21 protein-coding genes are annotated in these 24,169 nt (G+C 71.2%); 13 read left to right on the forward strand and 8 right to left on the reverse strand.

Annotated elements, in window-relative coordinates; translation table 11 throughout:
- Nucleotides 1-128: 128 nt before the first annotated feature.
- From AB0D34_RS10205 to AB0D34_RS10240, 8 genes are all read left to right on the forward strand, one after another.
- Nucleotides 129-1,550 (forward strand): citrate:proton symporter, encoded by a 1,422-nt coding sequence (locus tag AB0D34_RS10205; protein ID WP_362659354.1) that lies wholly within the window; start codon nt 129-131, stop codon nt 1,548-1,550.
- Between the two features lie 32 nt (nt 1,551-1,582).
- Nucleotides 1,583-2,815, forward strand: coding sequence for an MFS transporter (locus AB0D34_RS10210; RefSeq protein WP_362659357.1), 1,233 nt, complete (start codon nt 1,583-1,585; stop codon nt 2,813-2,815).
- 96 nt (nt 2,816-2,911) lie between these two features.
- Nucleotides 2,912-3,499, forward strand: coding sequence for a hypothetical protein (locus tag AB0D34_RS10215; protein WP_362659360.1), 588 nt, complete (start codon nt 2,912-2,914; stop codon nt 3,497-3,499).
- Complete coding sequence (locus tag AB0D34_RS10220; RefSeq protein WP_362659363.1) at nt 3,486-5,120, forward strand: class F sortase; 1,635 nt, start codon at nt 3,486-3,488, stop codon at nt 5,118-5,120. The genes AB0D34_RS10215 and AB0D34_RS10220 overlap by 14 nt, the downstream gene beginning before the upstream one ends.
- A 176-nt stretch (nt 5,121-5,296) precedes the next feature.
- On the forward strand, nt 5,297-6,628 hold the full coding sequence (locus tag AB0D34_RS10225; RefSeq protein WP_362659366.1) for an ABC transporter ATP-binding protein: 1,332 nt from the start codon (nt 5,297-5,299) through the stop codon (nt 6,626-6,628).
- A gap of 52 nt (nt 6,629-6,680) precedes the next feature.
- On the forward strand, nt 6,681-7,133 hold the full coding sequence (locus AB0D34_RS10230; RefSeq protein ID WP_362659369.1) for a DUF3574 domain-containing protein: 453 nt from the start codon (nt 6,681-6,683) through the stop codon (nt 7,131-7,133).
- A gap of 150 nt (nt 7,134-7,283) precedes the next feature.
- Nucleotides 7,284-8,672, forward strand: coding sequence for an aldehyde dehydrogenase family protein (locus AB0D34_RS10235; RefSeq protein WP_362659372.1), 1,389 nt, complete (start codon nt 7,284-7,286; stop codon nt 8,670-8,672).
- 11 nt (nt 8,673-8,683) lie between these two features.
- Nucleotides 8,684-9,763 (forward strand): Zn-dependent alcohol dehydrogenase, encoded by a 1,080-nt coding sequence (locus tag AB0D34_RS10240; RefSeq protein ID WP_362659375.1) that lies wholly within the window; start codon nt 8,684-8,686, stop codon nt 9,761-9,763.
- A 282-nt stretch (nt 9,764-10,045) separates the two neighbouring features.
- Here AB0D34_RS10240 and AB0D34_RS10245 read toward each other — a convergent pair whose 3' ends face one another.
- From AB0D34_RS10245 to AB0D34_RS10255, 3 genes are all read right to left on the reverse strand, one after another.
- The gene (locus tag AB0D34_RS10245) at nt 10,046-10,987 is read right to left on the reverse strand and encodes a DMT family transporter (RefSeq protein WP_362660115.1); all 942 of its coding nucleotides are present in this window, start codon (nt 10,985-10,987) and stop codon (nt 10,046-10,048) included.
- 131 nt (nt 10,988-11,118) lie between these two features.
- Nucleotides 11,119-11,838, reverse strand: a complete 720-nt coding sequence (locus AB0D34_RS10250) for a winged helix-turn-helix domain-containing protein (protein ID WP_362659378.1) — start codon at nt 11,836-11,838, stop codon at nt 11,119-11,121.
- A 35-nt stretch (nt 11,839-11,873) separates the two neighbouring features.
- Entirely contained in the window at nt 11,874-12,515 is a 642-nt protein-coding gene (locus tag AB0D34_RS10255) for a TetR/AcrR family transcriptional regulator (protein ID WP_362659381.1), read from the reverse strand.
- A gap of 76 nt (nt 12,516-12,591) precedes the next feature.
- Between AB0D34_RS10255 and AB0D34_RS10260 the strand changes: the two genes are divergently transcribed.
- The 3 genes from AB0D34_RS10260 to AB0D34_RS10270 all read left to right on the forward strand — a co-directional run bounded on the left by AB0D34_RS10260 (nt 12,592) and on the right by AB0D34_RS10270 (nt 15,616).
- The gene (locus tag AB0D34_RS10260) at nt 12,592-13,746 is read left to right on the forward strand and encodes an acyl-CoA dehydrogenase family protein (protein ID WP_362659383.1); all 1,155 of its coding nucleotides are present in this window, start codon (nt 12,592-12,594) and stop codon (nt 13,744-13,746) included.
- A gap of 59 nt (nt 13,747-13,805) precedes the next feature.
- The gene (locus AB0D34_RS10265) at nt 13,806-14,093 is read left to right on the forward strand and encodes a YiaA/YiaB family inner membrane protein (protein WP_020117785.1); all 288 of its coding nucleotides are present in this window, start codon (nt 13,806-13,808) and stop codon (nt 14,091-14,093) included.
- 899 nt (nt 14,094-14,992) lie between these two features.
- The gene (locus tag AB0D34_RS10270; RefSeq protein ID WP_362659385.1) at nt 14,993-15,616 is read left to right on the forward strand and encodes a TetR/AcrR family transcriptional regulator; all 624 of its coding nucleotides are present in this window, start codon (nt 14,993-14,995) and stop codon (nt 15,614-15,616) included.
- 16 nt (nt 15,617-15,632) lie between these two features.
- On the opposite strand, the gene AB0D34_RS10275 is transcribed toward AB0D34_RS10270, so the two are convergent.
- The gene (locus tag AB0D34_RS10275; RefSeq protein WP_362659388.1) at nt 15,633-16,094 is read right to left on the reverse strand and encodes a MaoC family dehydratase; all 462 of its coding nucleotides are present in this window, start codon (nt 16,092-16,094) and stop codon (nt 15,633-15,635) included.
- 129 nt (nt 16,095-16,223) lie between these two features.
- On the opposite strand from AB0D34_RS10275, the gene soxR reads away from it, so the two are divergent.
- A complete protein-coding gene (gene soxR / locus AB0D34_RS10280; protein ID WP_362659391.1) occupies nt 16,224-16,715 on the forward strand; it encodes a redox-sensitive transcriptional activator SoxR in 492 nt (163 codons plus the stop codon).
- 252 nt (nt 16,716-16,967) lie between these two features.
- On the opposite strand, the gene AB0D34_RS10285 is transcribed toward soxR, so the two are convergent.
- Nucleotides 16,968-17,696, reverse strand: coding sequence for a 3-keto-5-aminohexanoate cleavage protein (locus AB0D34_RS10285; RefSeq protein WP_362659393.1), 729 nt, complete (start codon nt 17,694-17,696; stop codon nt 16,968-16,970).
- Between the two features lie 176 nt (nt 17,697-17,872).
- On the reverse strand, nt 17,873-18,475 hold the full coding sequence (locus AB0D34_RS10290; RefSeq protein ID WP_362659396.1) for a hypothetical protein: 603 nt from the start codon (nt 18,473-18,475) through the stop codon (nt 17,873-17,875).
- 232 nt (nt 18,476-18,707) lie between these two features.
- On the opposite strand from AB0D34_RS10290, the gene AB0D34_RS10295 reads away from it, so the two are divergent.
- Nucleotides 18,708-21,488: a penicillin acylase family protein gene (locus AB0D34_RS10295; protein ID WP_362659399.1), complete on the forward strand. Its 2,781-nt coding sequence runs from the start codon at nt 18,708-18,710 to the stop codon at nt 21,486-21,488.
- A gap of 18 nt (nt 21,489-21,506) precedes the next feature.
- Here the strand turns inward: AB0D34_RS10295 and AB0D34_RS10300 are convergent, their stop codons facing one another.
- Nucleotides 21,507-22,820: a serine-threonine protein kinase gene (locus tag AB0D34_RS10300; RefSeq protein ID WP_362659402.1), complete on the reverse strand. Its 1,314-nt coding sequence runs from the start codon at nt 22,818-22,820 to the stop codon at nt 21,507-21,509.
- Between the two features lie 72 nt (nt 22,821-22,892).
- Entirely contained in the window at nt 22,893-24,128 is a 1,236-nt protein-coding gene (locus AB0D34_RS10305; RefSeq protein ID WP_362659405.1) for a DUF1343 domain-containing protein, read from the reverse strand.
- Nucleotides 24,129-24,169 lie beyond the last annotated feature (41 nt).

A 24,169-nucleotide genomic window follows, 5' to 3' on the forward strand; every position in this document is an offset into this window, starting at 1 on the left:
GCCGTGACCAGCAGTTTTGCGCTTATTGCTCGCATGTCAATGTCTTGTTAACGTCACTTGACGAGACCTAACGTCATCGCACTGCCGACTCCGGTGGGAGTTCAAGGGCGAACGTTAGGTATCCACTCATGTTGACCATCCTCGGCTTCGCCATGATCGCGACCTTCCTGGTCCTGATCATGATGAAAAAGATGTCGCCGATCGCGGCACTCGTACTGATCCCGGCACTGTTCTGCGTCTTCGTCGGGAAGGGCGCCAAGCTCGGTGACTACGTCATCGAAGGCGTCACCAGCCTCGCCCCCACCGCGGCGATGCTCATGTTCGCGATCGTCTACTTCGGTGTGATGATCGACGTCGGCCTCTTCGACCCGATCGTGCGCGGGATCCTGAAGTTCGCCAAGGCGGACCCGATGCGGATCGTCGTCGGTACGGCGATCCTCGCCGCGATCGTCTCACTGGACGGCGACGGCTCGACCACCTTCATGATCACGGTCTCGGCGATGTACCCGCTGTACAAGCGCCTGAAGATGAGCCTGGTCGTGATGACCGGTGTCGCCGCGATGGCCAACGGCGTGATGAACACGCTGCCCTGGGGCGGTCCGACGGCCCGCGCGGCCACCGCGCTGAAGCTCGACGCCAGCGACATCTTCGTCCCCATGATCCCGGCCCTCGCCGTCGGCCTGCTGGGCGTCTTCATCCTCTCGTACGTGCTCGGCATGCGTGAGCGCAAGCGGCTGGGCGTGCTCACGCTGAGCGAGGTCCTGGTGGACGAGAAGGTCGAGGAGGCCGAGACCGTCCTGGTCGGCGCCGGTTCCGGTGCCTCCGGCACAGGCAAGGCCGCGACGGCCACCGGCGGGTCCGGCTCCGGCACCGACGCCGAGGACGACGAGGCCGGCGACGCGGCGCGCTTCCAGGTCCTCGACCCGAACCGCCCCACCCTGCGCCCCAAGCTGTACTGGTTCAACGCGCTGCTCACGGTCACGCTGCTCACCTGCATGATCATGGAGTGGCTGCCGATCCCGGTCCTGTTCCTGCTCGGCGCCGCGCTCGCGCTCACCGTGAACTTCCCGCACATCCCCGACCAGAAGGCCCGCCTGGCCGCCCACGCCGACAACGTCCTCAACGTCTCCGGCATGGTCTTCGCCGCCGCCGTCTTCACCGGCGTCCTCCAGGGCACCGGCATGGTCGACCACATGGCCCGCTGGATGGTCGACGTCATCCCCGAGGGCATGGGCCCGCACATGGCCCTGGTCACCGGCGTCCTGAGCCTCCCGCTCACCTACTTCATGTCCAACGACGGCTTCTACTTCGGTGTCCTGCCGGTCCTCGCCGAGGCCGGCGCGGCGCACGGTGTCTCGCCGCTGGAGATGGCCCGCGCCTCGCTCGTCGGCCAGCCGCTGCACATGTCGAGCCCGCTCGTCCCGGCCGTGTACGTCCTGGTCGGCATGGCCAAGGTGGAGTTCGGCGACCACACCAAGTTCGTCGTCAAGTGGGCCGCGCTGACATGCCTGTTGATCCTCGGGGCAGGCATCCTCTTCGGAATCATCTGATCCGCTTCCTCACGTCCACGGAGGACTGGCTCATGGCGCCCGGTGGGAACCGCGGCTGGCTGCTCCGCCTCGTCATCGCCTTCAGCTTCGCGCAGGGGGCGGTGTCGATGGCGCGGCCCGCCGTCTCCTACCGGGCCCTCGCGCTGGGCGCGGACGAGCGGGCGATCGGTGTCATCGCCGGTGTGTACGCGCTGCTGCCGCTCTTCGCCGCCGTACCGCTGGGCCGCCGTACGGACCACGGGCGGTGTGCGCCCCTGCTGCCGGTGGGCGTGGTCCTGATATCCGGCGGCTGCGCGCTCAGCGGTATCGCGGGCTCCCTCTGGGCGATGGCGATCTGGAGCGGGGTGATGGGCCTCGGCCACCTCTGCTTCGTCATCGGCGCCCAGTCCCTCGTCGCCCGCCAGTCCGCCCCGCACGAACAGGACCGCAACTTCGGCCACTTCACCATCGGGGCCTCCCTCGGCCAGCTGGTCGGGCCGATCGCGGCGGGCGCGCTGATCGGCGGCTCCGACATGGCGGGCACGAGTGCGCTCGCGCTGCTCGTCGCGGGGGCCGGAGCGGCGGTCGCGTTCACCTCCTTGTGGCGCATCGAGCACCGCGACACGGCGGCCAAGTCCCGTACCGGGCAAGGCGACCGGGTTCCCGTCGGGCGCATCCTGCGGTCCCGGGGCGTGCCCGGCGGCATCTTCGTGAGCCTGTCCGTGCTCTCCGCCACGGACATCCTGACGGCGTACCTTCCGGTGGTCGGCGAGCACCGGGGTATCGCCCCCTCTGTGATCGGTCTGCTGCTGAGCCTGCGCGCGGCCGCGACGATCGCCTGCAGGCTGGTACTGACTCCTCTGCTACGACTGCTGGGGCGCGCGTTGCTCCTCACCGCGACGTGTCTACTGGCGGCCCTGCTGTGCGCGGGCATCGCGCTGCCGGTCCCGGTGTGGGTGCTGGCCCTGATGCTCGCGCTGTTCGGCTTCTGCCTCGGCGTCGGACAGCCGCTGTCCATGACGACGGTCGTCCAGGCCGCCCCCGACGGCGCCCGTTCCACCGCGCTCGCCCTGCGGCTGACCGGCAACCGCCTCGGCCAGGTCGCCGCGCCCGCCACCGCGGGCCTGGTCGCGGGGGTCGCGGGTGTGGCGGCGCCGTTCGTGATGCTGGGCGCGCTGCTGTTGGTGTCGTCGGTGGTCGCGCTGCGGTCGTCGGCGAAGCCCGCGGAGGAGTCTGCCGAGCCGTCCCGGGTGCGGCGGCCGTTGAGCCGTAAGAGCGATATCTGACGGTGTGTCGGGCGATGGTCCCCCCGTGCGTGCCTCGAATATGACATCGAATCAGGTGCAGTTTGTATGAAAATCACCTGATTCGGAGGGTCTCGTATGTCGACCTCGTCCCGTCCGCGCAGAGCCGCCGCCCTGACGGCGATCACCGCCGGTGCAGCGCTGCTGCTCGCCGCTCCGTCCGCCGTCGCCGTGGGTGAGAAGGGCGACGTCAAGGTGTACATGGCGGGTACCGCGTCCGCGGAGCGGCTCAACCAGCCCAAGGTCTGCAAGTTCTACCTCGACGCCTTCAACTTCGACTCCGCCATCGGCGTCGACTGGACCATCGAGCCCCAGTCCGCGCAGGCCGGCACCACGGCCAAGCTGTCAGGCACCGTCACCCTCGCCAACGGGGCGGGCGTCACCTCGAACCTCATGCTGCCCTCGGGCTACTACAAGCTGACCTGGAAGACCATCGCGGTCCCGGGTGTGGTCACGCCCCCGGCCAGGAACAAGGTGTTCAAGGTCGACTGCCCGAACCGGCCCGGACCAGGTGGCGGCCCCCACGGCGGCCCGCCGGCCGGCGGTGGCGGACTCGCCCGTGGGGACGCGTTCACCCCGGTCGCGGGTGCCGCCGCCGTGGGCCTCGCCGCCGTCGGCGCGGCGACCTGGTTCCGGCTGCGTCGCCGTACGCATGGCGCCGCGTAGGCGGCCCCGCAGGCGGCCCTGGTACCGGACGCGCGCCTACCGCCTCACGAGGACGGCCGTCCTCGCGACAGCCCTGCTGGTCGGCGGCCTCCAGTGGGCCCAGGACGAACAGCCCGGCGAAGCGACCGCCCTCGCTTCGCCGGGCGGGTCCGGGGCCGCGGCCGCCCCGGCACCCCGCGCAGACGCACGAACGCTGACCTCGGACCGACCGCCGACTGGGACGGGGCTGCATGGGGCGGGGCCCGGAGGGGAGGGGGCCGCCCCGGCAGGCGCCGGGGGCGGGACAGCCGGGGTTCGCGGGGCGGGCGGGTCGAGGGCGAAGCCGGACAGCGCTGGTCCCGGTGGGGCGCAACCTACGGCTACAGGTGCGGGTGCCGGTGGGCCGAAGCCGGCCGATTCGGGCGCGGCCTGTACCGGCGGGGGTCGAGGTCGCCCAGGCGGTGCGCCGAGCGCCACCGCGGGCAAGCCGCGTCCCCACGCTCCTGGGCCCCGCCCCGGGGCAGCCGCTGACAAGCGCGTCCCTTCGGCACGCCCCCATGCCTCCACACCGCGTCCCGGAACGCGTACACAGGCTTCTTCCGGCCGCACCCACGCGAGCGCGCATGCTTCTCCGCCCCGTCCACGCACACGTACGCACGCCTCCTCCGCCCGCTCCCACGCCGTCGCGCACGCTTCTGCAGCCCGTCTCCGCACGGATGCGGCGGCCTCTGTACGCCGCTCTCGAGCGGCCTCCGCAGCCCACGCCCGCACGGGTACGGCGGCTTCTGCGGCCCGCTCTCGCGCGGTCGCGCAGGGTTCTGCGGCCCGTTCTCGCGCGGTCGCGCACGGTTCTGCGGCCCGTTCTCGCGCGGTCGCGCACGGTTCTGCGGCCCGCCCCCGCACGGGCACGGGCACGGGCACGGGCACGCAGGCTTCCGCACCCCGCTCCCACGCGGGCACGCACGCCCCAGCCCCCCACCCCCGTACGCCCACCGGCAAGGCGCACGCCCCCTCCGTCGGCACCGGCCCCGGTGCCGCACGTCCCCACGGCTCCAGCGGCGCCCCCTGCACGGACGCGACCCGGCCGCACACCCCCGCTCCCGGCGCGGCCCGGGCGAACCCCCGTCACCCCGCCCCCGCTGCGCACCGCCCACCGCACCCCCGCCCCCTGCCCCGCTCACGCGCCACCCGCATCCTCATCCCCTACCTGGAGGTCGACGCCCCCGTCATGAACCTCCGCCTCGACCGGAACCGCAGACTCCCCGCCCCACCGGACGACGACGACAACCTCGTGGGCTGGTACGCCGACGGACCGTCCCCCGGCCAGCAGGGCACCGCCGTCGCCGTCGGGCACCTGGACACCGACTCCGGGCCCGCCGTCTTCGCCGGACTCACCGAACTGAGGACAGGGCGCCGGATCGAGGTGCGGCGCGCGGACGGTCGTACCGCCGTCTATGTCGTCGACGCCATCCGGAAGTTCGAGAAGGACCACTTCCCCAACCGGGAGGTCTACGGCCCCCGCGCCCGCCCCGAACTCCGGCTCATCACCTGCGGCGGCAGCTACGACCGCAGAACCGGCTACTCGGGCAACCTCGTCGTCTTCGCCCATCTCACCCAGGTCCGCGCCCCCGCCCACCGCTGAACCCGGGCATCCGCTTTCTCACCAACTGGGACCGAGGCGTCCGAATCCCGCACGTGTCTTCCCCGAGGCGCGCACTTTCCGTTAACTTCCGTGACTCACACGCCCCGTACGACCCGCACGTGGCGTCCGACCGCGGAGCGCCAGCGTTCGCCCAGTGAGCCCTCGGGGGCACTGCCATGACACGCGCCATTTCTCTGCACCATGTGAGCAAGACCTACACCCGGGGAGCCCGGGTGGTGGACCGGCTCTCGCTGGACATCGCGCCCGGTGAGTTCCTCGTCCTGCTCGGCCCCTCCGGCTGCGGAAAATCCACCGTGCTCAGGATGATCGCCGGTCTGGAGGAGATCACCGAGGGCGAGCTCAGACTCGACGGCGAGTACGCCAACGACCTGCTGCCCGCCGACCGGCGGATGGCGATGGTGTTCCAGAACTTCGCCCTCTACCCGAACATGACCAGCCGCGGGAACATCGGCTTCCCGCTGCGGATCGAGGCCCCCGGCGAGGACCCCCGCGCACGCGTGGACGCCACCGCCCGCATGCTGGGCATCGAGGACCTCCTCGACCGTTACCCGGGCCAGCTCTCCGGCGGCGAACGCCAGCGGGTGGCGATGGGCCGGGCCATCTCCCGCCACCCCTCCGCGTTCCTCATGGACGAGCCGCTGTCCAACCTCGACGCCAAGCTCCGCAACCACCTGCGGGCCGAAATAGCGGGTCTCACCCGGGAGTTGGGCGTCACCACGGTCTACGTCACCCACGACCAGGCCGAGGCCATGTCGCTCGGCGACCGGGTCGCCGTCCTGCGCGGGGGAGTCCTCCAGCAGGTCGGCACCCCGCGCTCGGTGTACGCGCTGCCCCGCAACATCTTCGTCGCCGCCTTCATCGGCACCCCGCGCATCAACCTCCTGCGCGGCCTGGTCCGGGCCCCGCTGGACGGCGCGATGACCATCAGCCTCGGCAAGCAGTATCTGCGGCTGCCCGAACCCCTGTCCATGGACCACCAGTTGCTCCGGGTCCAGCAGGGGCGCGAGGTGATCGTGGGCCTGCGTTCGGAGGCGATCCGTATCGCCAAGCCGGCCTCCGCGCGCCCCGGCGAGATGCCGATCACCGGCCTGGTGGAGCACGTGGAGTTCCAGGGCCACGAGGTCCTCGTGCACTTCAACACCGGCTCCCGCCCCGCCTTCGTCCCCGACCTGGAGGCCCCGCGCCCCGCCCCGCGTCCGGCCCGGCGCCGCCGCCGCGAGGGCACGGTCCTGGACCGCCTGAGGGAACGCGCGGGCTCCCTCCGCGCGGGCCCGGTGGTGGTCCTGGAGGACCCGCCGGACCCCGAACCCCCGGTGGCCGACCCCCGGCTCCCCGGCGACCTCGTCGTCCGCACCACCCCGGACATCGACCTCCGCCGCGGCCTGCAGGTCCCCCTCCTCGTCGACATCTCCCACCTCTTCGTCTTCGACCAGCACGGCGAACGCATCTGCCCGTCTCCGGACCACCTTCCGGACCTGGACGAGTGAACTGCCAGCGCGCCAGCGGAGCTTGGCGCCGGTTGCCCACTAGGCAGGTGCCATGCGACCGCACCTCACCCGCACCAGGGCCGTCCTGACCGCCGCCGGCCTCCTGCTCGCCACCGCCGCACCCACCGCCTACGCCACCCTCGCCGAGGCCGATTCCTCGGTGCCGGAGCGTGGGGCGCCCTATGTCGAGACGCAGCTCTTCTTCGGTACCGAGCGTCCGGACGGTGGGCCGGCCGTCACCGACAAGCAGTTCATGGCCTTCGTGGACACGGAGGTCACCCCGGAGTTCCCCGACGGACTGACCGTGCTGAACGGGCGCGGGCAGTGGCGGGACGTGAGTGGGAAGATCGAGAAGGAGCGGTCGTACGAGCTGATCCTGCTGTATCCGGTGGGGCGGGCCGCCGCGAACGACCGGAAGATCGAGGAGATCAGGCGGGCGTACGAGAAGGCGTTCGGGCAGGAGGCCGTGGCGAGGGTGGACGACCGGGCCCGCGTCGACTTCTGATGTCCGTGGACGCTCCGGCCCCGCCCTGGCGCCGAAAAACTATCGCCGCTAGTTTGTGAGATGGATTTTGGCAGTTGCATTTTGGCAGCTGGATTTTGTGGGCTGGCTTTTGAGCCCGATGACGACACGGCCGGCCCGGGAGGACGCACCATGAAGGCGCACGACGGCATGTACATCGACGGCGAGTGGCGCCCGGCCACCGGCCCGGACGTGATCGAGGTCGTGAACCCGGCCGACGAACAGGTCATCGGGCGGGTCCCGGCGGGCACCGCCGAGGACGTCGACCTGGCCGTACGAGCCGCCCGCGCCGCCCTCCCGGTCTGGGCCGCGACCGCCCCCGCCGAACGGGCCGCCCGCCTGGCCGCCCTCCGGGACGTCCTCACCGCCCGCAAGGACGAGATCGCCGAGACGGTCACCGCCGAGCTCGGCGCGCCGCTGAAGCTCTCGCAGAACGTCCACGCGGCCGTCCCCATCGCGGTCGCCGCCTCCTACGCCGAGCTCGCCGCGACCCACCCCTTCGAGGAGAAGGTCGGCAACTCCACCGTCCACCAGGAGCCGATCGGCGTCGTCGGCGCGATCACGCCCTGGAACTACCCGCTCCACCAGATCGTCGCCAAGGTCGCCCCGGCCCTCGCCGCGGGCTGCACGGTCGTCCTCAAGCCCGCCGAGGACACCCCGCTGGTCGCCCAGCTCTTCGCCGAGGCGGTCCACGAGGCGGGCGTTCCGGCCGGGGTCTTCAACCTGGTCACCGGTCTCGGCCCGGTGGCCGGGCAGGCCCTCGCCGAGCACCCGGACGTCGACCTCGTCTCCTTCACCGGCTCCACCGCCGTCGGCCGGCAGATCGGCGCGACCGCCGGTGCCGCCCTGAAGAAGGTCGCCCTGGAGCTGGGCGGCAAGTCCGCCAACGTCATCCTGCCGAGCGCCGACCTCGGCAAGGCCGTGAACGTCGGCGTCGCCAACGTGATGTCCAACTCCGGCCAGACGTGCAGCGCTTGGACCCGGATGCTGGTGCACACGGACCAGTACGAGGAGGCCGTCGAGCTCGCCGCCACCGCCGCCGCGAAGTACGGCGAGCGCATCGGGCCCGTCGTGAACGCCAAGCAGCAGGCGCGGGTACGGAGTTACATCGAGAAGGGTGTCGCCGAGGGCGCCCGGCTCGTCGCCGGTGGTCCCGAATCCCCGCGTGAGCAGGGCTACTTCGTGTCGCCGACCGTCTTCGCCGACGTCACGCCCGAGATGGCGATCGCCCAGGAGGAGATTTTCGGGCCGGTCCTGTCCATCCTCCGCTACCAGGACCAGGAGGACGCCCTGCGCATCGCCAACGGCACGGTCTACGGCCTCGCGGGTGCAGTGTGGGCCGGCGACGAGTCGGAGGCGGTGGCCTTCGCCCGCCGGATGGACACCGGGCAGGTCGACATCAACGGCGGCCGCTTCAACCCCCTTGCCCCGTTCGGCGGTTACAAGCAGTCCGGCGTCGGCCGCGAGCTCGGCTCGCACGGTCTCGCCGAGTACCTCCAGACCAAGTCCCTCCAGTTCTGAGGAGCCTTCCCGTGGTTCGTGCCGCCGTCCTTCCCGCCGTGGGCGCTCCCCTGGAGGTCACCGACATCGACCTGCCGGACCCCGGCCCCGGCCAGGTCCGCGTCCGCCTCGCCGCCGCCGGGGTCTGCCACTCCGACCTGTCCCTGTCCAACGGCACTATGCGTGTCCCGGTCCCGGCCGTCCTCGGCCACGAGGGCGCGGGCACGGTGGTCGCCGTGGGGGAGGGGGTCACCGGAGTGGCGCCAGGCGCCGGGGTCGTCCTCAACTGGGCTCCCTCCTGCGGGAGTTGCCACGCCTGTTCGCTCGGCGAGGTCTGGCTGTGCGCCAACGCCCTGAACGGCGCCGCCGACGTCTACGCCCATACCGCCGACGGCACCGATCTCCACCCCGGCCTGAACGTCGCCGCGTTCGCCGAGGAGACGGTCGTGTCCCAGTCCTGCCTCCTGCCCCTCCCCGACGGCATCCCGCTCACCGACGCCGCCCTCCTCGGCTGCGCCGTCCTCACCGGCTACGGCGCCGTCCACCACTCGGCGCGCGTCAGGGAGGGCGAGACGGTGGCCGTGTACGGCGTCGGGGGAGTGGGCCTGGCCGCGCTCCAGGCGGCCCGGATCGCGGGCGCGTCGAAGATCGTCGCGGTCGATGTCTCCCCGGAGAAGGAGGAGTTGGCCCGCGCGGCGGGCGCCACCGAGTACGTCGTCGCCTCCGAGGACACCGCCCGCGAGATCAGGGGACTCACCGGCAAACAGGGCGTCGACGTCGCCGTCGAGTGCGTCGGCCGCGCGTCGACCATCCGCACGGCCTGGGACTCCACCCGCCGCGGCGGCCGTACGACGGTCGTCGGCATCGGCGGCAAGGACCAGCAGGTCACCTTCAACGCCCTGGAGATCTTCCACTGGGGCCGCACCCTCGCGGGCTGTGTCTACGGCAACTCGAACCCGGCCGAGGACCTCCCGGTGCTCGCCGAACACGTCCGGGCGGGCCGCCTGGACCTCGGCTCGTTGGTGACGGAGCGGATCGCGCTGGACGGCATCCCGGCGGCCTTCGACAACATGCTCGCGGGCAAGGGCGGACGGGCACTGGTCGTGTTCTGACGCTTTACCCGCAGCGCACCCTCTGGCCTCAGTGCGAGGCCACAGGTTTCGGCGTGCGTTCGAGCCATGCTGCGTGCCCTGTGTACGCAAGAGTGCTCCACCGGAGTGTGCACGCGTGACCCCGCTCCCTCGCCGACGCGAGGGGCTTCCCACCCGAAGGCTGCGGTCCAGCCCGAACCGACCTCTTACGGGGCAGAAGGAACGTACCGCGCGCACGGATGGCCGCAGCGGCTCTCGGTGATCGCGCTGTTGTGCGTCAAGGCCCTTGCGGGCAGGGCGCGTTCACGCGGAGTCTGACGCCTTCTCGGGTCGCGGCTCCGGGGTGGCGACCGGGGCCGCGGCCCCCCGCCGGGTGCGGGAGCGGGACACCGCCACACCGGCCAGACACAGCACCCCGCCCGCGAGCGTGAGCAGGCCCGGGACCTCGCCGAGGAACAGCCAGGACATCAGGACGACCAGGGCGGGTACCGCGTACGTGGTCGCGCCCATGCGGCTGGCCGTCGTACGGGCGAGGGCGTAGGCCCAGGTCGTGAAGGCCAGGGCGGTGGGGAACACGCCCAGGTAGACCATGTTGAGGGACGCGGAGAGCGGGGCGTCCGCTGCCTCCGAGGCCAGTTGGCCGGCGAAGGGGAGGCAGAGGACGGCTCCGGTGAGGCAGCCGAAGGTCGTGACCTGGAGCGGGCTCGCCGAGCCCAGCGCCGGCTTCTGGGCGACCACTCCGCCGGCGTAGGCGATCGCCGCCAGGAGACACAGGACCACGCCGAGCACGGACGAGCCGCCCTCGCCCGACATCGACAGCCCCACGGTGACCGCGCCCGCGAACGAGACCGCCATTCCGGCCAGCAGGCGGGGCGGCATCGCGTCTCCGAGCAGGCGGGCACCGAGCAGGGCGATCAGGATCGGGCCGATGTTCACGACCAGGGCCGCGGTGCCGGCGTCGACCTGTTGCTCGCCCCAGTTCAGGACGACCATGTAGAAGCCGAACCACAGGACGCCAGAGATCGCGATGCCACGCCAGGCGGAGCGTGGGGGGAGCCCTTCCCGCCGTATCAGGCAGATCGCGCCCAGTGCGAGCGCGCCCGACAGCAGTCGTCCCAGGGCCAGGGCGCCGGGGGAGTAGGCGGCGCCCGCGCTGCGGATGGAGACGAAGGCGGAGGCCCAGAGGACGACGGTGACGGTGGCTGCGGCGGTGGCGAGGAGTTCGGTACGGCGGAGGGGGTTCATCACGTTCCTGAGGCTAGGGAAGGGTGGGGCCGGAGGCTCGCGGATTTCGGACGGGGTGCCGACAGCGCCCTGAAGGGGCGCGGGGAACTGCGCGACCAGCCACGACGCACCTGCAGTCGCGGACGGAGCTGCTAACGCAGGGCCTTCACGTCCATGCCCAGCAACTCGGCAAGGGTCCGCTTGCCCTCCTCCGTCACCTTCACCGCCCGCTCCGAACCGATCCGTACACACCAGCCCTCGGAGAGGGCGTGCCGGCACAGGGCCGCTCCCGCGACCCCCGCCAGGTGCGGGCGGCGCTCGGTCCAGTCGAGGCAGGCTCGGGCCAAGGGGCGGCGGCCTGTGCGGTCGAGGGGGATTCCTGTGGTCTCGAACCACGCCAGGCCCGCCTCTGTGAGGGCGAAACCCGTTTCCTGGACGAGTAGTTGACGAGACGTCAGCGCATCCGTCAGCGCGATGCCCAGACGCCCGGCCAAGTGGTCGTAGCACGTGCGGCCCCTGGCCATCGCCGAACCCGCGCTCGCCTCCCGCAGGTTCCGCGGTCCTCGGACGGTGTCCGGGGAGACGCGGGCCGCCAGGTCCTCGACCAGGTGGGCCACCCTCGCGTCGGCAAGCCGGACATACCGGTGGCGGCCCTGTCGCTCCTCCGTCAGCAGCCCGCCCGCGACCAGCTTGCCCAGGTGCTCACTCAGGGTCGACGCGGCGACACCGGCGTGGCGGGCCAACTCGCCCGCCGTCCAGGCTCGGCCGTCGAGCAGGGCCAGGAGGCAGACGGCCCGGGTCTCGTCGGCGATCAGGGCGGCCAGCCTCGCCAACTGCGGGGCCTGCGGGTCCTTGGTCATGGGCACCAGCATGCGCCCCGGACGCTTCGGTCACCGCCGAAGTGTCGTCACGCCGTCCGCCGTAGCTGCTCGTACTGCTGCGCGAGCCCGTCCAGCAGGGCCCTGAGTCCCGTCTCGAACGCCCGCTCGTCGATCTTCTCCTGCTGCTCGGCGAGGAGGTGGGCCTGGCCGAGGTGGGGGTAGTCCGCGGGGTCGTACGCGCTGGCGTCGTCCACGAAGCCGCCGGCGAAGGAGCCGAGCGCCGAGCCCATGATGAAGTACCGCATCAGCGCGCCGATGGAGGTGGCCTGCGCCGGAGGCCAGCCCGCGTCGACCATCGCGCCGTAGACCGCGTCCGCGAGCCGCAGTCCCGCCGGGCGGCGGCCGGGGCCCTGGGCCAGGACCGGGACGATGTTCGGGTGGTCGCGCAGCGCGCCGCGGTAGGAGACGGCCCAGTCGTGCAGCGCGGTGAGCCAGGCGCGGCCGTCCTCGAACATCGACAGGTCGACCTGTGCGCTCACCGAGTCGGCGACCGCCTCCAGGATCTCGTCCTTGGTGCGGAAGTGGTTGTAGAGGGAGGGGCCGCTGACCCCGAGCTCCGCCGCCAGCCGGCGCGTGGACAGCGCCGCGAGGCCCTCGGTGTCCACGAGCACGCGTGCCGTCTCGACGATCCGGTCGGTGCTGAGGAGGGGCTTGCGCGGTCGGGCCATGGCGCACATAGTAGGGCTGCGGAACGGAAACTAGCAGTGCTAATTTAAAGGCACCGCTCTCTAGTGAGGTGATCTCGTGGTCGACCTGGGGCTGAGTGAGGAGCAGGCTGCCGTACGGCGGCTGGCGCGGGACTTCGTGGACCGTGAGATCGCCCCCCATGTCATCGCCTGGGACCGTGCCGAGGAGGTCGACCGGTCCATCGTCAAGAAGCTCGGCGAGGTCGGGTTCCTCGGGCTGACGATCGACGAGGAGTACGGCGGCTCGGGCGGCGACCATCTCGCGTACTGCCTGGTCACCGAGGAGCTCGGGCGGGGTGACTCCTCCGTGCGCGGGATCGTGTCCGTGTCGCTCGGCCTGGTCGCCAAGACGGTCGCCGCCCACGGGAGCGAGGAGCAGAAGCGGCAGTGGCTGCCGGGGCTCACCTCCGGCGAGTACGTCGGCTGCTTCGGCCTCACCGAGCCCGGTACCGGCTCCGACGCGGGCAACCTCGCGACGCGGGCGGTGCGGGACGGCGAGGACTACGTCATCGACGGCACCAAGATGTTCATCACGAACGGGACGTGGGCCGATGTGGTGCTGCTCTTCGCACGCTCGACGGACGCTCCCGGACACAAGGGCGTCTCCGCCTTCCTGGTGCCGGCCGACACCCCCGGTCTGACCCGCCGCACCATCCACGGCAAGCTCGGTCTGCGCGGACAGGCCACCGCGGAACTGGTCCTGGAGGGGGTGCGGGTGCCGGCCTCCGCGATGCTGGCTCCCGAGGGCAAGGGGTTCTCCGTGGCCATGTCCGCGCTGGCCAAGGGGCGGATGTCGGTGGCGGCGGGCTGTGTGGGCATCGCGCAGGCCGCGCTGGACGCGGCCGTGCGGTACGCGGGGGAGCGTGAGCAGTTCGGCACGCCGATCGCGGGGCACCAGCTCGTCCAGGAGCTGATCAGTGACATAGCCGTGGACGTGGACGCGGCGCGGCTGCTGACCTGGCGGGTGGCGGATCTGATCGACCGGGGGCAGCCGTTCGCCGTCGAGTCCTCCAAGGCCAAGCTCTTCGCGTCGGAGGCGGCCGTGCGTGCCGCGAACAACGCGCTCCAGGTCTTCGGCGGCTACGGCTACATCGACGAGTACCCGGCGGGCAAGCTGCTGCGTGACGCCCGGGTGATGACCCTGTACGAGGGGACGAGCCAGATCCAGAAGCTGGTGATCGGGCGGGCGTTGACGGGCGTTTCGGCGTTCTGAGTACCGTCTGAGTACCTGAGCGGATGTGGCCGGGGTCACGGGCGCCCGAGACTCTGTCCATGAGCGACACACCCGTCAAACAGCAGAACACGGCCGCCTTCTACGGTCAGGCCGTCGCCTCGTTCGCCGTGGCCATGGCCGCCACGGCCGTCGGGATCTTCCGCCTGAACGCCGACGCCTGGGTGCGCGGCTTCCTCGCGATCGCGGTCCTGTACCTCGTCACCTCCGCCTTCACGCTGGCCAAGGTCATCCGCGACCGCCAGGAGGCCGGCCAGATCGTCAGCCGCGTGGACCAGGCCCGCCTGGAGAAGCTCCTCGCCGAACATGACCCGTTCGAGAAGCTGTGACCTGGGCCGGCGGCGAGGGGTTTTGACCGGGGTCGGCTTCGGGCAGCTCCGGCAGTGGCTTGGGGCTCGGGCCGTGCTTGCGGGACCGGACCCCACCCGGGTTTCGGAAGGGGGGCGTCAGTGCCGGGTTTGAGCGTGTCCGCGCTTCGACGCACGCCGGGGGGTCTTCGGGAGTTCCTTTGAAGGTGGTCCTGCCCTGACCGGCCCATGGCTGAGCGGGGAAGTTCAGCGCGCGACCGGGTTCCGCCGTGTCGCGCCCCAGCTCCCGGTCGGGCCCGCGCCCCAGCTTCTCGGCCGCGCCGCCGTCAGCGGATTCTCGCCGGGCCCGCGCACCTACCCTCCCGGCCCGTCCGCGCGCCCAGCTTCTTGGCCCCACGCGCGTCAGCGGATTCTCGCCGGGTCCGCGCACCCGCCCTCCCGGCCCGTCCGCGCGCCCAGCTTCTTGGCCCCACGCGCGTCAGCGGATTCTCGCCGGGCCCGCGCACCCGCCCTCCCGGCCCGTCCGCGCGCCCAGCTTCTTGGCCCCACCCGCGTCGCGGATTCTCGCCGGGCCCGCGCACCCGCCCTCCCGGCCCGTCCGCGCGCCCAGCTTCTTGGCCCCACCCGCGTCAGCCGACTCTCGCCGCGCCCGCGCCCGAGCACCTATCCTCCCGATCCGTCCGCGCACCCAGCCCCTCAGCTCCTTCCTCGTACCCAGCCTCTCGGCCCCACCCGCGTCAGCGGACCGTCGCCGGGCCCCGCTTCGTCGCGTTGGTCTTGCCCTCGTCGGGGTGGCTCTCCCGGGTGTCCCTTTGCGGGTGGTACCGACCCGGGCCCGCATGCAACCTGAGCGGGGAGGCTAAGCGCTCGCTCAGGTTCGGCGGTATGGTGGTGCTTCTGACAGTGGAGAGGGGCGTTCGATGAGTACGGCGGAGGAGACGGCCGGCGGCGAGACGTCGGCGTGGGGCGAGGTCACGCCCGACGCGGCGCGGCGGCTGCTCGTTGCCGCGGTGGAGGCGTTCGCCGAGCGGGGCTACCACGCCACCACGACCCGCGACATCGCGGGCCGGGCCGGCATGAGCCCGGCCGCGCTCTACATCCACTACAAGACCAAGGAAGAGCTGCTCCACCGCATCAGCCGGATCGGGCACGCGAAGGCCCTGGATATCCTCCAGGTCGCCGCCCGCCGCGAGGGCACCGCGAGCGAGCGGCTCGCGGACGCCGTGAGCTCCTTCGTCCGCTGGCACGCGGGCGGCCGTACCACCGCCCGGGTCGTCCAGTACGAACTGGACTCCCTCGGCCCCGACGCCCGCGCCGAGATCCTCGACCTGCGCCGCCAGTGCGACGCCGAGGTGCGCGGGATCATCGAGGACGGCGTGGCCTCCGGCGAGTTCGACGTGCTGGACGTCAAGGGCACCACCCTCGCCGTCATGTCCCTCTGCATCGACGTGGCCCGCTGGTTCAACGTCGGCGGCCCCTGGACCCCCGACGAGGTCGGCGCGCTCGACGCCGACCTCGTCCTGCGGATGGTGGGGGCGAAGTAGCCGCCTCCAGGTCGTACTACAGGTAGTACCGGGACACCGACTCCGCCACGCACACCGGTTTGTCCCCGCCCTCGCGCTCCACGCTGAAGGCGACGGTGACCTGGACGCCGCCCGCCACGTCGTCCACGCCGGTGATCGTGGCGGTGGCCCGCAGACGCGAGCCCACGGGGACAGGTGCGGGGAAACGCACCTTGTTCGTCCCGTAGTTGACGCCCATCTTCACACCCTCGACCTTGATCAGCTGCGGTCCGAAGAGCGGCAGCAGGGACAGCGTGAGATAGCCGTGCGCGATGGTCGTGCCGAAAGGACCCGCCGCGGCCTTCTCCGGGTCGACATGGATCCACTGGTGGTCACCGGTGGCGTCCGCGAACAGGTCGATGCGCTTCTGGTCGACCTCCAGCCAGTCGGTGTACCCCAGCTGCTCGCCCACCGCCGCCTTCAGGTCGTCGGCTCCCGTGAAGATCCTCGGCTCTGCCATGTCCCGTCCTCCTCGCCACATCATGTCTAAGCAACTGCTTAGCATGGTCGGCCGGAAAGCCCCTGTCAACGGACGGCGGAGTGACGGGTCCCACCGGCCGCGGCGGACGGCATGGGTAGGGTTCGAGGGGTGCCCCAGATTCCCGAGAAGATCCACGAGCTCACGGTCGGCCAGCTCGCCGCCCGCAGCGGCGCCGCCGTCTCCGCCCTGCACTTCTACGAGTCCAAGGGCCTGATCAGCAGCCGCCGCACCACGGGCAACCAGCGCCGCTACTCCCGTGACGCACTGCGCCGGGTCGCGTTCGTACGGGCCGCGCAACGTGTCGGCATCCCGCTGGCCACGATCCGCGACGCCCTCTCCGAACTCCCCGAGGAGCGCACCCCCACCCGTGAGGACTGGGCCCGCCTCTCCGAGGCCTGGCGCTCCGAACTCGACGAACGCATCAAGCAGTTGAACCGCCTGCGCGACCACCTCACCGACTGCATCGGCTGTGGCTGCCTCTCCCTCGACACCTGTGTGCTCTCCAACCCGGACGACGTCTTCGGCGACCGCCTGACGGGGTCGCGCCTGCTGGCGGAACGGGGCGGGGACCGGAGGAACGGCGGACGCGGGGCGAGGTGACGGACGGGCTGCGGATGTAGACCTCCGAGGTGTCCGGCTCGCCGGGTGACAGGACGTCCTCACGGCGCCGAAGCCGCCGTACTGGATCGTGGAGACGGTCGAATCCTGCGGCTCCGTCCCGCGCTCCAGTGCCGATACGGTGAGGAGGCCGCCGCGTCCGACCTGCGGACCTGGCTGTCCCGCCACGCCCCCGAGCGGCTGTGCGCCCAGGCGACCGCACCTCGCGATACGCACCGAACTCCTGGCCCTGCCCTACGACGATCGCTGGGCCCACCCGTACTCGACCAGCGCCTCGGCCACCAACTGTGCGTTGGACAGGGCCCGTTGACCGTCCGGCAGGACCAGCGTGTCCTCCAGGCCGACCCGGGTCGCGAGGCCCAGCCGCCCGGCCAGCCGCAGCACCGGCCACGCGCCGCCGTCCTCACCGTGCAGCAGCACGGGGCGGCCGTGGGCCGGGCCCAGGTCGGACAGCAGGGCCCTCGCTGACTCCTCCGCCGTCGCCGCGTCCGTGTCCGTCACCTCCGCCAGCACCCGCAGCACCTTCGGCCCGAGCGGCGACACCGCGAACCGCTCCGCCGCGTCCGTCCCCGACCAGATCCCGGCCTCCACCCCGACTCCGAGGTCGAGCAACGCGGCGGCCACCTCCTCGGCACCCGGCTCGTGCCAGTTCACCGAGGCGTGGTCGGGCAGCACGGTCCAGCTCCGGACCCGGGCGAGCCGGGCCGCCGCATCCGGTTCCGCCCAGGCACCGGTGGTCACACCGACCGGAACCGGAACCCGGGCGCGTATCGCATCGAGCGTCGCGGCGATCACGCGCGGCGACAGACTGTCCTGTCCGCAAGGGGTCTTGGGGTGGACATGGACATCCGTGGCCCCGGCCGCGACGGCCTCCGCCGCCGAGTCGGCCATGGCCCGCGGTGTCAGCGGCACCGCCGTCCCCTCGGCGGCCCCGCGCGGGCCGTTCAGACACACCTGCACCATTCCTCGATGGTGCCAGCCGGCACTGACAGTTCAACCCCGATGATTAACCCCGAGGATTACCCTCGAAGAGCAACCCCGAAGAGCGACCCGTACGAAAATCCCGGCGATCAACCCGGACAAAAGGGGGTACGGCATCCCCGGCGCACCCCCGGCGCGCACCTTCGCTCTGGGCCGCTCTAGGCCGACACCAGCAACCGTCCGCGCCTGGCGTCCGCCAGGGCCTCGGGTGTGAGCACGGGCCGCGGTACCAGGATCCCGCACTCCGTGCAGACCGGACCTGTCGAGGGTTCGTGGTCCAGTTCGTACTTCCAGACGAGCCGCTCCCCGTCGCAGGCCGGGCACACCGCTCCCGGCTCGCGCTCCAGCGCGGAGATCAGCCGGCGCAGCACCTCGGCCAGCGGTTCATCGGGGTGGACCCGGGGGTCGTCGCACCACGCGACTCCGAAGCCGCCCCAGGTCAGCCGGTGCCAGTCGTCCACACTGCCCGGCCTGCGCAACCCGTCGTGCTTCTCCTTCTTGCGTCGCTCGGCGAACTCGCCCTCGTAGGCCAGCCAGACCGAACGCGCCTCCTCCAACTCCTCCAGTGCGGCCACGAGCCGCGCTGGGTCGGGGGAGCGGTCCTCGGGACCGAAACCCGCCTGGGAGCACAAGTGGTCCCAGGTCGCCCTGTGTCCATAAGGAGCGAATCGCTCAAGGCACTTGCGCAGCGAGTAGCGCCGAAGCGCCAGATCGCACCGCGGGTCTCGCACCTGTCTCGCCAGACTCCGGAAACCGGCCATCGCCCTGCACCTCCGTCACACCTGCACCTGTACTTCGGTCACTTCGGCGTCGTCGCACGGACTTCGCACGACGTTGCCGAATAGACGTATCGACAAGCGATTTGGCTCCATCCGATTTCCGATGCCCCCCATAAGCACCTGCACCCCTGCCAAAACTTGACGCATGTTCATCTTCAAACCCGGGGATACCGGCGGTAACGTCCCGGCACACCCCCCGTCGGTTGGAGCTGCCATGCCACGGCGTACCTCGCGCACCCTTCTTGACAGACTGACAACTCCCGGCAGGCTCTCCGGGTTCCTGAAGTCGGCCTCCGTATGCGTCCTGGTTGCGGGCCTTTTGTCCCCGCTCGCCCAGACGACCGCCACGGCGGCGGCCTCCAACGACTACTGCGGCGGCCAGTGCTCCGACATCCTGCCGCCCGGTGAGAACGGCAACGCGACCCTCGCGCAGATCCTCCTCAACCAGTCCTTCGGCACCCAGCCCGACCACGCCGAGGACCAGCTCGGCCCCTACGCCAACCTGGCCAAGGGCTACCCCACGCTCACCAACTCCACGATCAACACGTTCTTCAACGACGCGTCCTTCGGGGTCGCATCCGATCAAGTCGCCTCCACCCTGAACCCGGCCGGCCGCAGCGACGTGACGATCGTCCGTGACAAGAAGACGGGCGTACCGCACATCACCGGTACCACCAGGTATGGCACGGAGTTCGGGGCGGGCTATGCGGCCGCCCAGGACCGGCTGTGGCTGATGGACGTCTTCCGGCACGTCGGCCGCGGCCAGCTCACCGCCTTCGCGGGCGGCGACCCCGCCAACCAGGGCCTGGAGCAGCAGTTCTGGCGCAACGCGCCCTACACCGAGGCCGAGTTGCAGGCCCAGATCGACAACGCCGTAGCGAACGCCGGCACCCGCGGCCAGACGGCCCTCGCCGACGCCAACGCCTACATAGCCGGCATCAACGCCTACATCGACGCCTCCGACAGCGCTCGCAACTTCCCCGGTGAGTACGTCCTGACCGGCCACAAGGACTCCGTCACCAACGCCGGCACCATCGACCACTTCAAGATCACCGACCTGGTCGCGCTGGCCTCCGTCATCGGCGCCCTCTTCGGTTCCGGAGGCGGCGGCGAGGTCAACAACGCGCTCTCGCTGCTGGCCGCCCAGCAGCGGTACGGCGTCACGAAGGGCACCGAGGTCTGGGAGTCCTTCCGTGAGCGCAACGACCCCGAGGCCGTCCTCACCGTCCACAACGGCGAGCGCTTCCCGTACGCCACCAAGCCCGCCACCCCGCAGGGCGAGGCGCTGCCCGACGCCGGTTCGGTGACCACCGAGCCCCTGGTCTACGACCCGACGGGCACCGGCGCCGACCAGAGCGCCTCGGAAGCCTCCGCCACGGCGACCGCGAACGCCCTCTCCTCGGCCAGGCGCGGTATGTCCAACGCCCTTGTGGTGAGCGGGAAGTACACCGCCGGCGGCCACCCGGTCGCCGTCTTCGGCCCGCAGACCGGGTACTTCGCTCCCCAGCTGCTCATGCTCCAGGAGATCCAGGGCCCGGGCATCAGCGCCCGCGGCGCCTCCTTCGCGGGCCTGAGCATGTACGTCGAGCTCGGCCGCGGCCAGGACTACGCGTGGTCCGCCACGACCTCCGGCCAGGACATCATCGACAGCTACGCCGTCGAACTGTGCCAGGACGACTACCACTACCTCTACCACGGCACCTGCACGGCCATGGAGAAGATCGAACAGAAGAACTCCTGGGCCCCGACCACGGCCGACGGCACCGCCGCGGGGTCGTACACGATGAGGGTCTGGAAGACGAAGTACGGCCCCGTCGAATACCGCGCGACCGTCGGCGGCAAGAAGGTCGCCTACACCACCCTGCGCTCCTCCTACATGCACGAGGCCGACTCGATCATCGGCTTCCAGATGCTGAACGACCCGGACTACGTCAAGAGCCCGCAGACCTTCCAGAGCGCGGTGCAGCACATCAACTACACCTTCAACTGGTTCTACGCCGACTCCGCGCACACCGCGTACTACAACAGCGGCGACAACCCGGTGCGGGCCAGTGGCGTGGACGCCGAGTTCCCGGTGTGGGCGCAGGCGGCGTACGACTGGAGGAACTGGAACCCGACCACCAACACCGCCGACTACACCGCGGCCTCCGCCCACCCCAACTCGATCGACCAGGACTACTACATCTCCTGGAACAACAAACAGGCGCTCGACTACTCGACGGCCTCCTGGGGCGACGGGTCCGTCCATCGCGGCAACCTGCTCGAGGACCGGGTGAAGAAGCTGGTCGCCGCGGGCGGGGTCACCCGGGCCTCGCTGGTCAAGGCCATGGCCGACGCGTCCCTGACCGACCTGCGCGCCGAGGACGTGCTCCCCGACCTGCTGAAGGTGGTCAACAGCTCCACGGTCACCGACTCCACGGCCGCGGCGGCGGTCAGCAAACTCCAGGCGTGGGTGACCGCCGGCGGCAAGCGCACCGAGACCTCGGCGGGCTCGAAGACGTACGCCGACGCCGACGCGATCCGCATCCTGGACGCGTGGTGGCCGCTGCTGGTGCAGGCGGAGTTCTCGCCCGGCCTCGGCAGCGACCTGTACACCGCCTTCACCCGCAACCTGGCCATCGACGAGTCCCCGTCCGCGGCCCACGGCCCGACCGGCGCCCACGCGGGCAGCTCCTTCCAGTTCGGCTGGTGGAGCTATGTCGACAAGGACATCCGCGCGGTGCTCGGTGAGACCGTACAGGGGCCGCTGGCGAACAAGTACTGCGGCGGCGGCAGCCTCAGCGCCTGCCGGGACACCCTGATCAGCACCCTGAAGACCGCGTCCGGCAAGACCGCGGCCCAGGTCTACCCGGGCGACGACCTGTGCTCGGCGGGCGACCAGTGGTGCGCCGACTCGATCGTCCAGCGCACCCTCGGCGGTATCAAGCACTACAACATCAGCTGGCAGAACCGTCCGACCTTCCAGCAGGTGGTGGAGTTCACCTCGCACAGGTGAGCTGACAACGGCGGCGGGTCAGTGGATGCGGCCCGCCGCCAGCACCAGCTGGGCCAGCTCGCGGTGGCAGATGTCGCTGTGGGCGCCCGAGGGCGGTCCACCGCGCTTGACGACGGCCGCCGCGTCGACGTTCACGCAGCCTTTCGCGGGAAGCTTCTTGAGGGCCTCGGCGAGCTTCAGGGATGTCGTGCCCGGCACGGCCTGCACCCCGTCGTGCCCCATCGCGCCCCACTTGGGGCCCAGCGTCCGGCCGATGTCGAAGGCCGCCACGCCCTGGGCGTCACCCGCCATGCGCGAGGCCAGCGGATACAGGGTGCCGAGCGCCGAGTCATGGCTGGAGTGACAGCACACGAGCGGCCCGTCCACCCGGTTCTGCTGCCCCTGGAGCACACCTCCCGCGCGCGGGTCGTGCGGCAGCCGGTTCGTGAACGCGTAGTGGGAGAAGGCCCCTTGGAGCAGAGTGACGGACTTGACCGTCCGTACACCCTCCGGAAGACCGCGCAGCGCGAACGACACCAGCCGTGCCCCGAAGCTGTGCCCCACGAGATGCACCCGCACCCCGGGCGCCGCCGCGGCGAGCTGTCCGACGACCCGGCCGAGCCCACGCTCACCGACGGTCCCCGCGCGCCGCTTCATCGCGTAGTACGTCCCCTGCCGCAGCAGTTCGTGTGCCCCGTCCCAGGGGTTGGGGATCGCGAACCCCTCGGCCCGGCCGGGGGATTCGAGGTGCGCCAGCGCCTGCGCGAACTCCTCGCACACCGTCGCCGCGGACTCGGCGAGGATCTCCGGCTCGTCCTGCGGCACGCCCTCGGCGAGGGTGTCCGCCGCGAACAACGCCTGCGGCCCCGGCGGCACCACGTCCACCAGCAGCCGCACCAGCCGCCCGAACTCCTCCAACTCGGCTTCCTCCCGCGGCTGCTGGTCCAGCAGCCGGGCCAACTGGTCGATCACCGTGGCCCGTCCGGGGAAGGTCTCCAGGAGCGCGTGCCGGGTGTCCTTGTCGAGCGCCGGACGCGGCGGCATCTCGGCGGCCACCGAGCGCGGGAAGTCCGGGATCGGCTCGTCCGAGAACCGCATCGAAGGCCATACGACCCCCACGTACCCGAGCTTCGCCGCGGGCGCGAGCTCCGGGAACGGCTCGAAGAAGCGGCTGTAGAGCCGGGTCGCCCCCGAACGGTCGCTGTTCCAGCCGTGCGAGAAGACGACCAGGTCCTTGACCCCGCGGCGCACCACCTCCGCGAGCAGCCGGTCCCGCCGTCCGGTGTCCGGATCTCCGTCCGCGTCGAACGTCAGCTCCCAGTACGGCGTCACACTCATCGCCGGATCCGTCATGACGGGCCCCCTCGTCCCCCGTAGTGGTGCGCATCGTCCTACTACCGGGCGAACTTGGCCATACGTCATGGCTCATCTGTAGAGGAGGTAATTCTTTCGAATCCGCCGGAACGCCGTCAGCTCCTCCCGCCAGCCGGCCACGACCTCGTCGGTGCTCGCACCGGCGTCGATCATCGTGCGCACCCGGGTGGAGCCGGTGAGCTTGTCGATCCAGTTGTCGGAGCGCCAAGTGAAGCCGGACCAGGCCTTCTTGGCGGTCACGAGCAGGGCGATGCCGGTGCGGACCGGGTCATACGCGGCCTTGTCGTGGACGTGGATCTGCACGCCGCCGATGGTCTTGCCCTGGAACTTGGAGAACGTGGGGGCGAAGTACGCCTCCCTGAAGTGCACGCCGGGCAGCTCCAGTTCGTTCGCGGCGGCGGCCCAGCGGCCGTCGATGCCCTCGGCGCCGAGCAGTTCGAAGGGGCGCGTGGTGCCGCGGCCCTCGGAGAGGTTGGTGCCCTCGAAGAGACACGTGCCGGAGTACACGAGTGCCGTGTCGGGGGTCGGCATGTTCGGGCTCGGCGGGACCCAGGGGAGGTCCCAGGCGTCGTAGAACTCCGAGCGCCGCCAGCCCGTCATGAGGACGGTGTACAGCGGGACCGGGGCGGTGAGGTACTCGCCGTTGAAGAGACGGGCCAGCTCGGCGACGGTCATTCCGTGTGCCTGGGAGATGGGCTGCCTGCCGACAAAGGTCGCGAACTCCCTGTGCAGGACCGGGCCCTGGGCCTGGCGGCCGGTCACCGGGTTCGGACGGTCCAGGACGACGAAGCGCTTGCCGGCGAGCTGGGCCGCCTCCATGCAGTCGTACAGGGTCCAGATGTACGTGTAGAAGCGGGCGCCGACGTCCTGGATGTCGAAGACGATGGTGTCCACGGCGGAGGTGGTGAAGATGTCGGCGAGGGCCTGGCCGCTCTTCAGGTAGGTGTCGTAGACGGGGAGGCCTGTTGCGGGGTCGTCGTAGCGGCCCTCCGAGCCTCCCGCTTGCGCGGTGCCTCGGAAGCCGTGTTCCGGGCCGAAGACTGCGGTGAGGTTCACGCGGGGGTCGGTGTGCATCACGTCGACGATGTGGTGGACGTCTCGGGTGATGCCGGTGGGGTTGGTGACGATTCCGACTCGGTGGCCGCGGAGCTGTTCGTAGCCGGAGGCGGCCAGGTTCTCGAAACCGGTTCGCCTGCGGCTGGGCTGGGCGGCGGAGGTCGGTGGGGCGGAGGTGAGTGAAGCTGCTGCCGTTGTCGCTGCGAGGAGGGCTCGTCTGGATAGGCGCATGTTGTGCACGGTATTGCTCCCGCGGGTTGTGGGGAAGCTCG

It is taken from the genome of Streptomyces sp. NPDC048420 (assembly GCF_040651535.1).
Taxonomy (GTDB): domain Bacteria; phylum Actinomycetota; class Actinomycetes; order Streptomycetales; family Streptomycetaceae; genus Streptomyces.

What these genes read in the sequence shown, in the direction of transcription:
- AB0D34_RS10205 (WP_362659354.1), top strand. Translation starts at nt 129, where the DNA reads ATGTTGACCATCCTCGGCTTCGCCATGATCGCGACCTTCCTGGTCCTG.
- AB0D34_RS10210 (WP_362659357.1), top strand. Translation starts at nt 1,583, where the DNA reads ATGGCGCCCGGTGGGAACCGCGGCTGGCTGCTCCGCCTCGTCATCGCC.
- AB0D34_RS10215 (WP_362659360.1), top strand. Translation starts at nt 2,912, where the DNA reads ATGTCGACCTCGTCCCGTCCGCGCAGAGCCGCCGCCCTGACGGCGATC.
- AB0D34_RS10220 (WP_362659363.1), top strand. Translation starts at nt 3,486, where the DNA reads ATGGCGCCGCGTAGGCGGCCCCGCAGGCGGCCCTGGTACCGGACGCGC.
- AB0D34_RS10225 (WP_362659366.1), top strand. Translation starts at nt 5,297, where the DNA reads ATGACACGCGCCATTTCTCTGCACCATGTGAGCAAGACCTACACCCGG.
- AB0D34_RS10230 (WP_362659369.1), top strand. Translation starts at nt 6,681, where the DNA reads ATGCGACCGCACCTCACCCGCACCAGGGCCGTCCTGACCGCCGCCGGC.
- AB0D34_RS10235 (WP_362659372.1), top strand. Translation starts at nt 7,284, where the DNA reads ATGAAGGCGCACGACGGCATGTACATCGACGGCGAGTGGCGCCCGGCC.
- AB0D34_RS10245 (WP_362660115.1), bottom strand. Translation starts at nt 10,987, where the DNA reads ATGAACCCCCTCCGCCGTACCGAACTCCTCGCCACCGCCGCAGCCACC.
- AB0D34_RS10250 (WP_362659378.1), bottom strand. Translation starts at nt 11,838, where the DNA reads ATGCTGGTGCCCATGACCAAGGACCCGCAGGCCCCGCAGTTGGCGAGG.
- AB0D34_RS10255 (WP_362659381.1), bottom strand. Translation starts at nt 12,515, where the DNA reads ATGGCCCGACCGCGCAAGCCCCTCCTCAGCACCGACCGGATCGTCGAG.
- AB0D34_RS10265 (WP_020117785.1), top strand. Translation starts at nt 13,806, where the DNA reads ATGAGCGACACACCCGTCAAACAGCAGAACACGGCCGCCTTCTACGGT.
- AB0D34_RS10270 (WP_362659385.1), top strand. Translation starts at nt 14,993, where the DNA reads ATGAGTACGGCGGAGGAGACGGCCGGCGGCGAGACGTCGGCGTGGGGC.
- AB0D34_RS10275 (WP_362659388.1), bottom strand. Translation starts at nt 16,094, where the DNA reads ATGGCAGAGCCGAGGATCTTCACGGGAGCCGACGACCTGAAGGCGGCG.
- AB0D34_RS10285 (WP_362659393.1), bottom strand. Translation starts at nt 17,696, where the DNA reads ATGGTGCAGGTGTGTCTGAACGGCCCGCGCGGGGCCGCCGAGGGGACG.
- AB0D34_RS10290 (WP_362659396.1), bottom strand. Translation starts at nt 18,475, where the DNA reads ATGGCCGGTTTCCGGAGTCTGGCGAGACAGGTGCGAGACCCGCGGTGC.
- AB0D34_RS10295 (WP_362659399.1), top strand. Translation starts at nt 18,708, where the DNA reads ATGCCACGGCGTACCTCGCGCACCCTTCTTGACAGACTGACAACTCCC.
- AB0D34_RS10300 (WP_362659402.1), bottom strand. Translation starts at nt 22,820, where the DNA reads ATGACGGATCCGGCGATGAGTGTGACGCCGTACTGGGAGCTGACGTTC.
- AB0D34_RS10305 (WP_362659405.1), bottom strand. Translation starts at nt 24,128, where the DNA reads ATGCGCCTATCCAGACGAGCCCTCCTCGCAGCGACAACGGCAGCAGCT.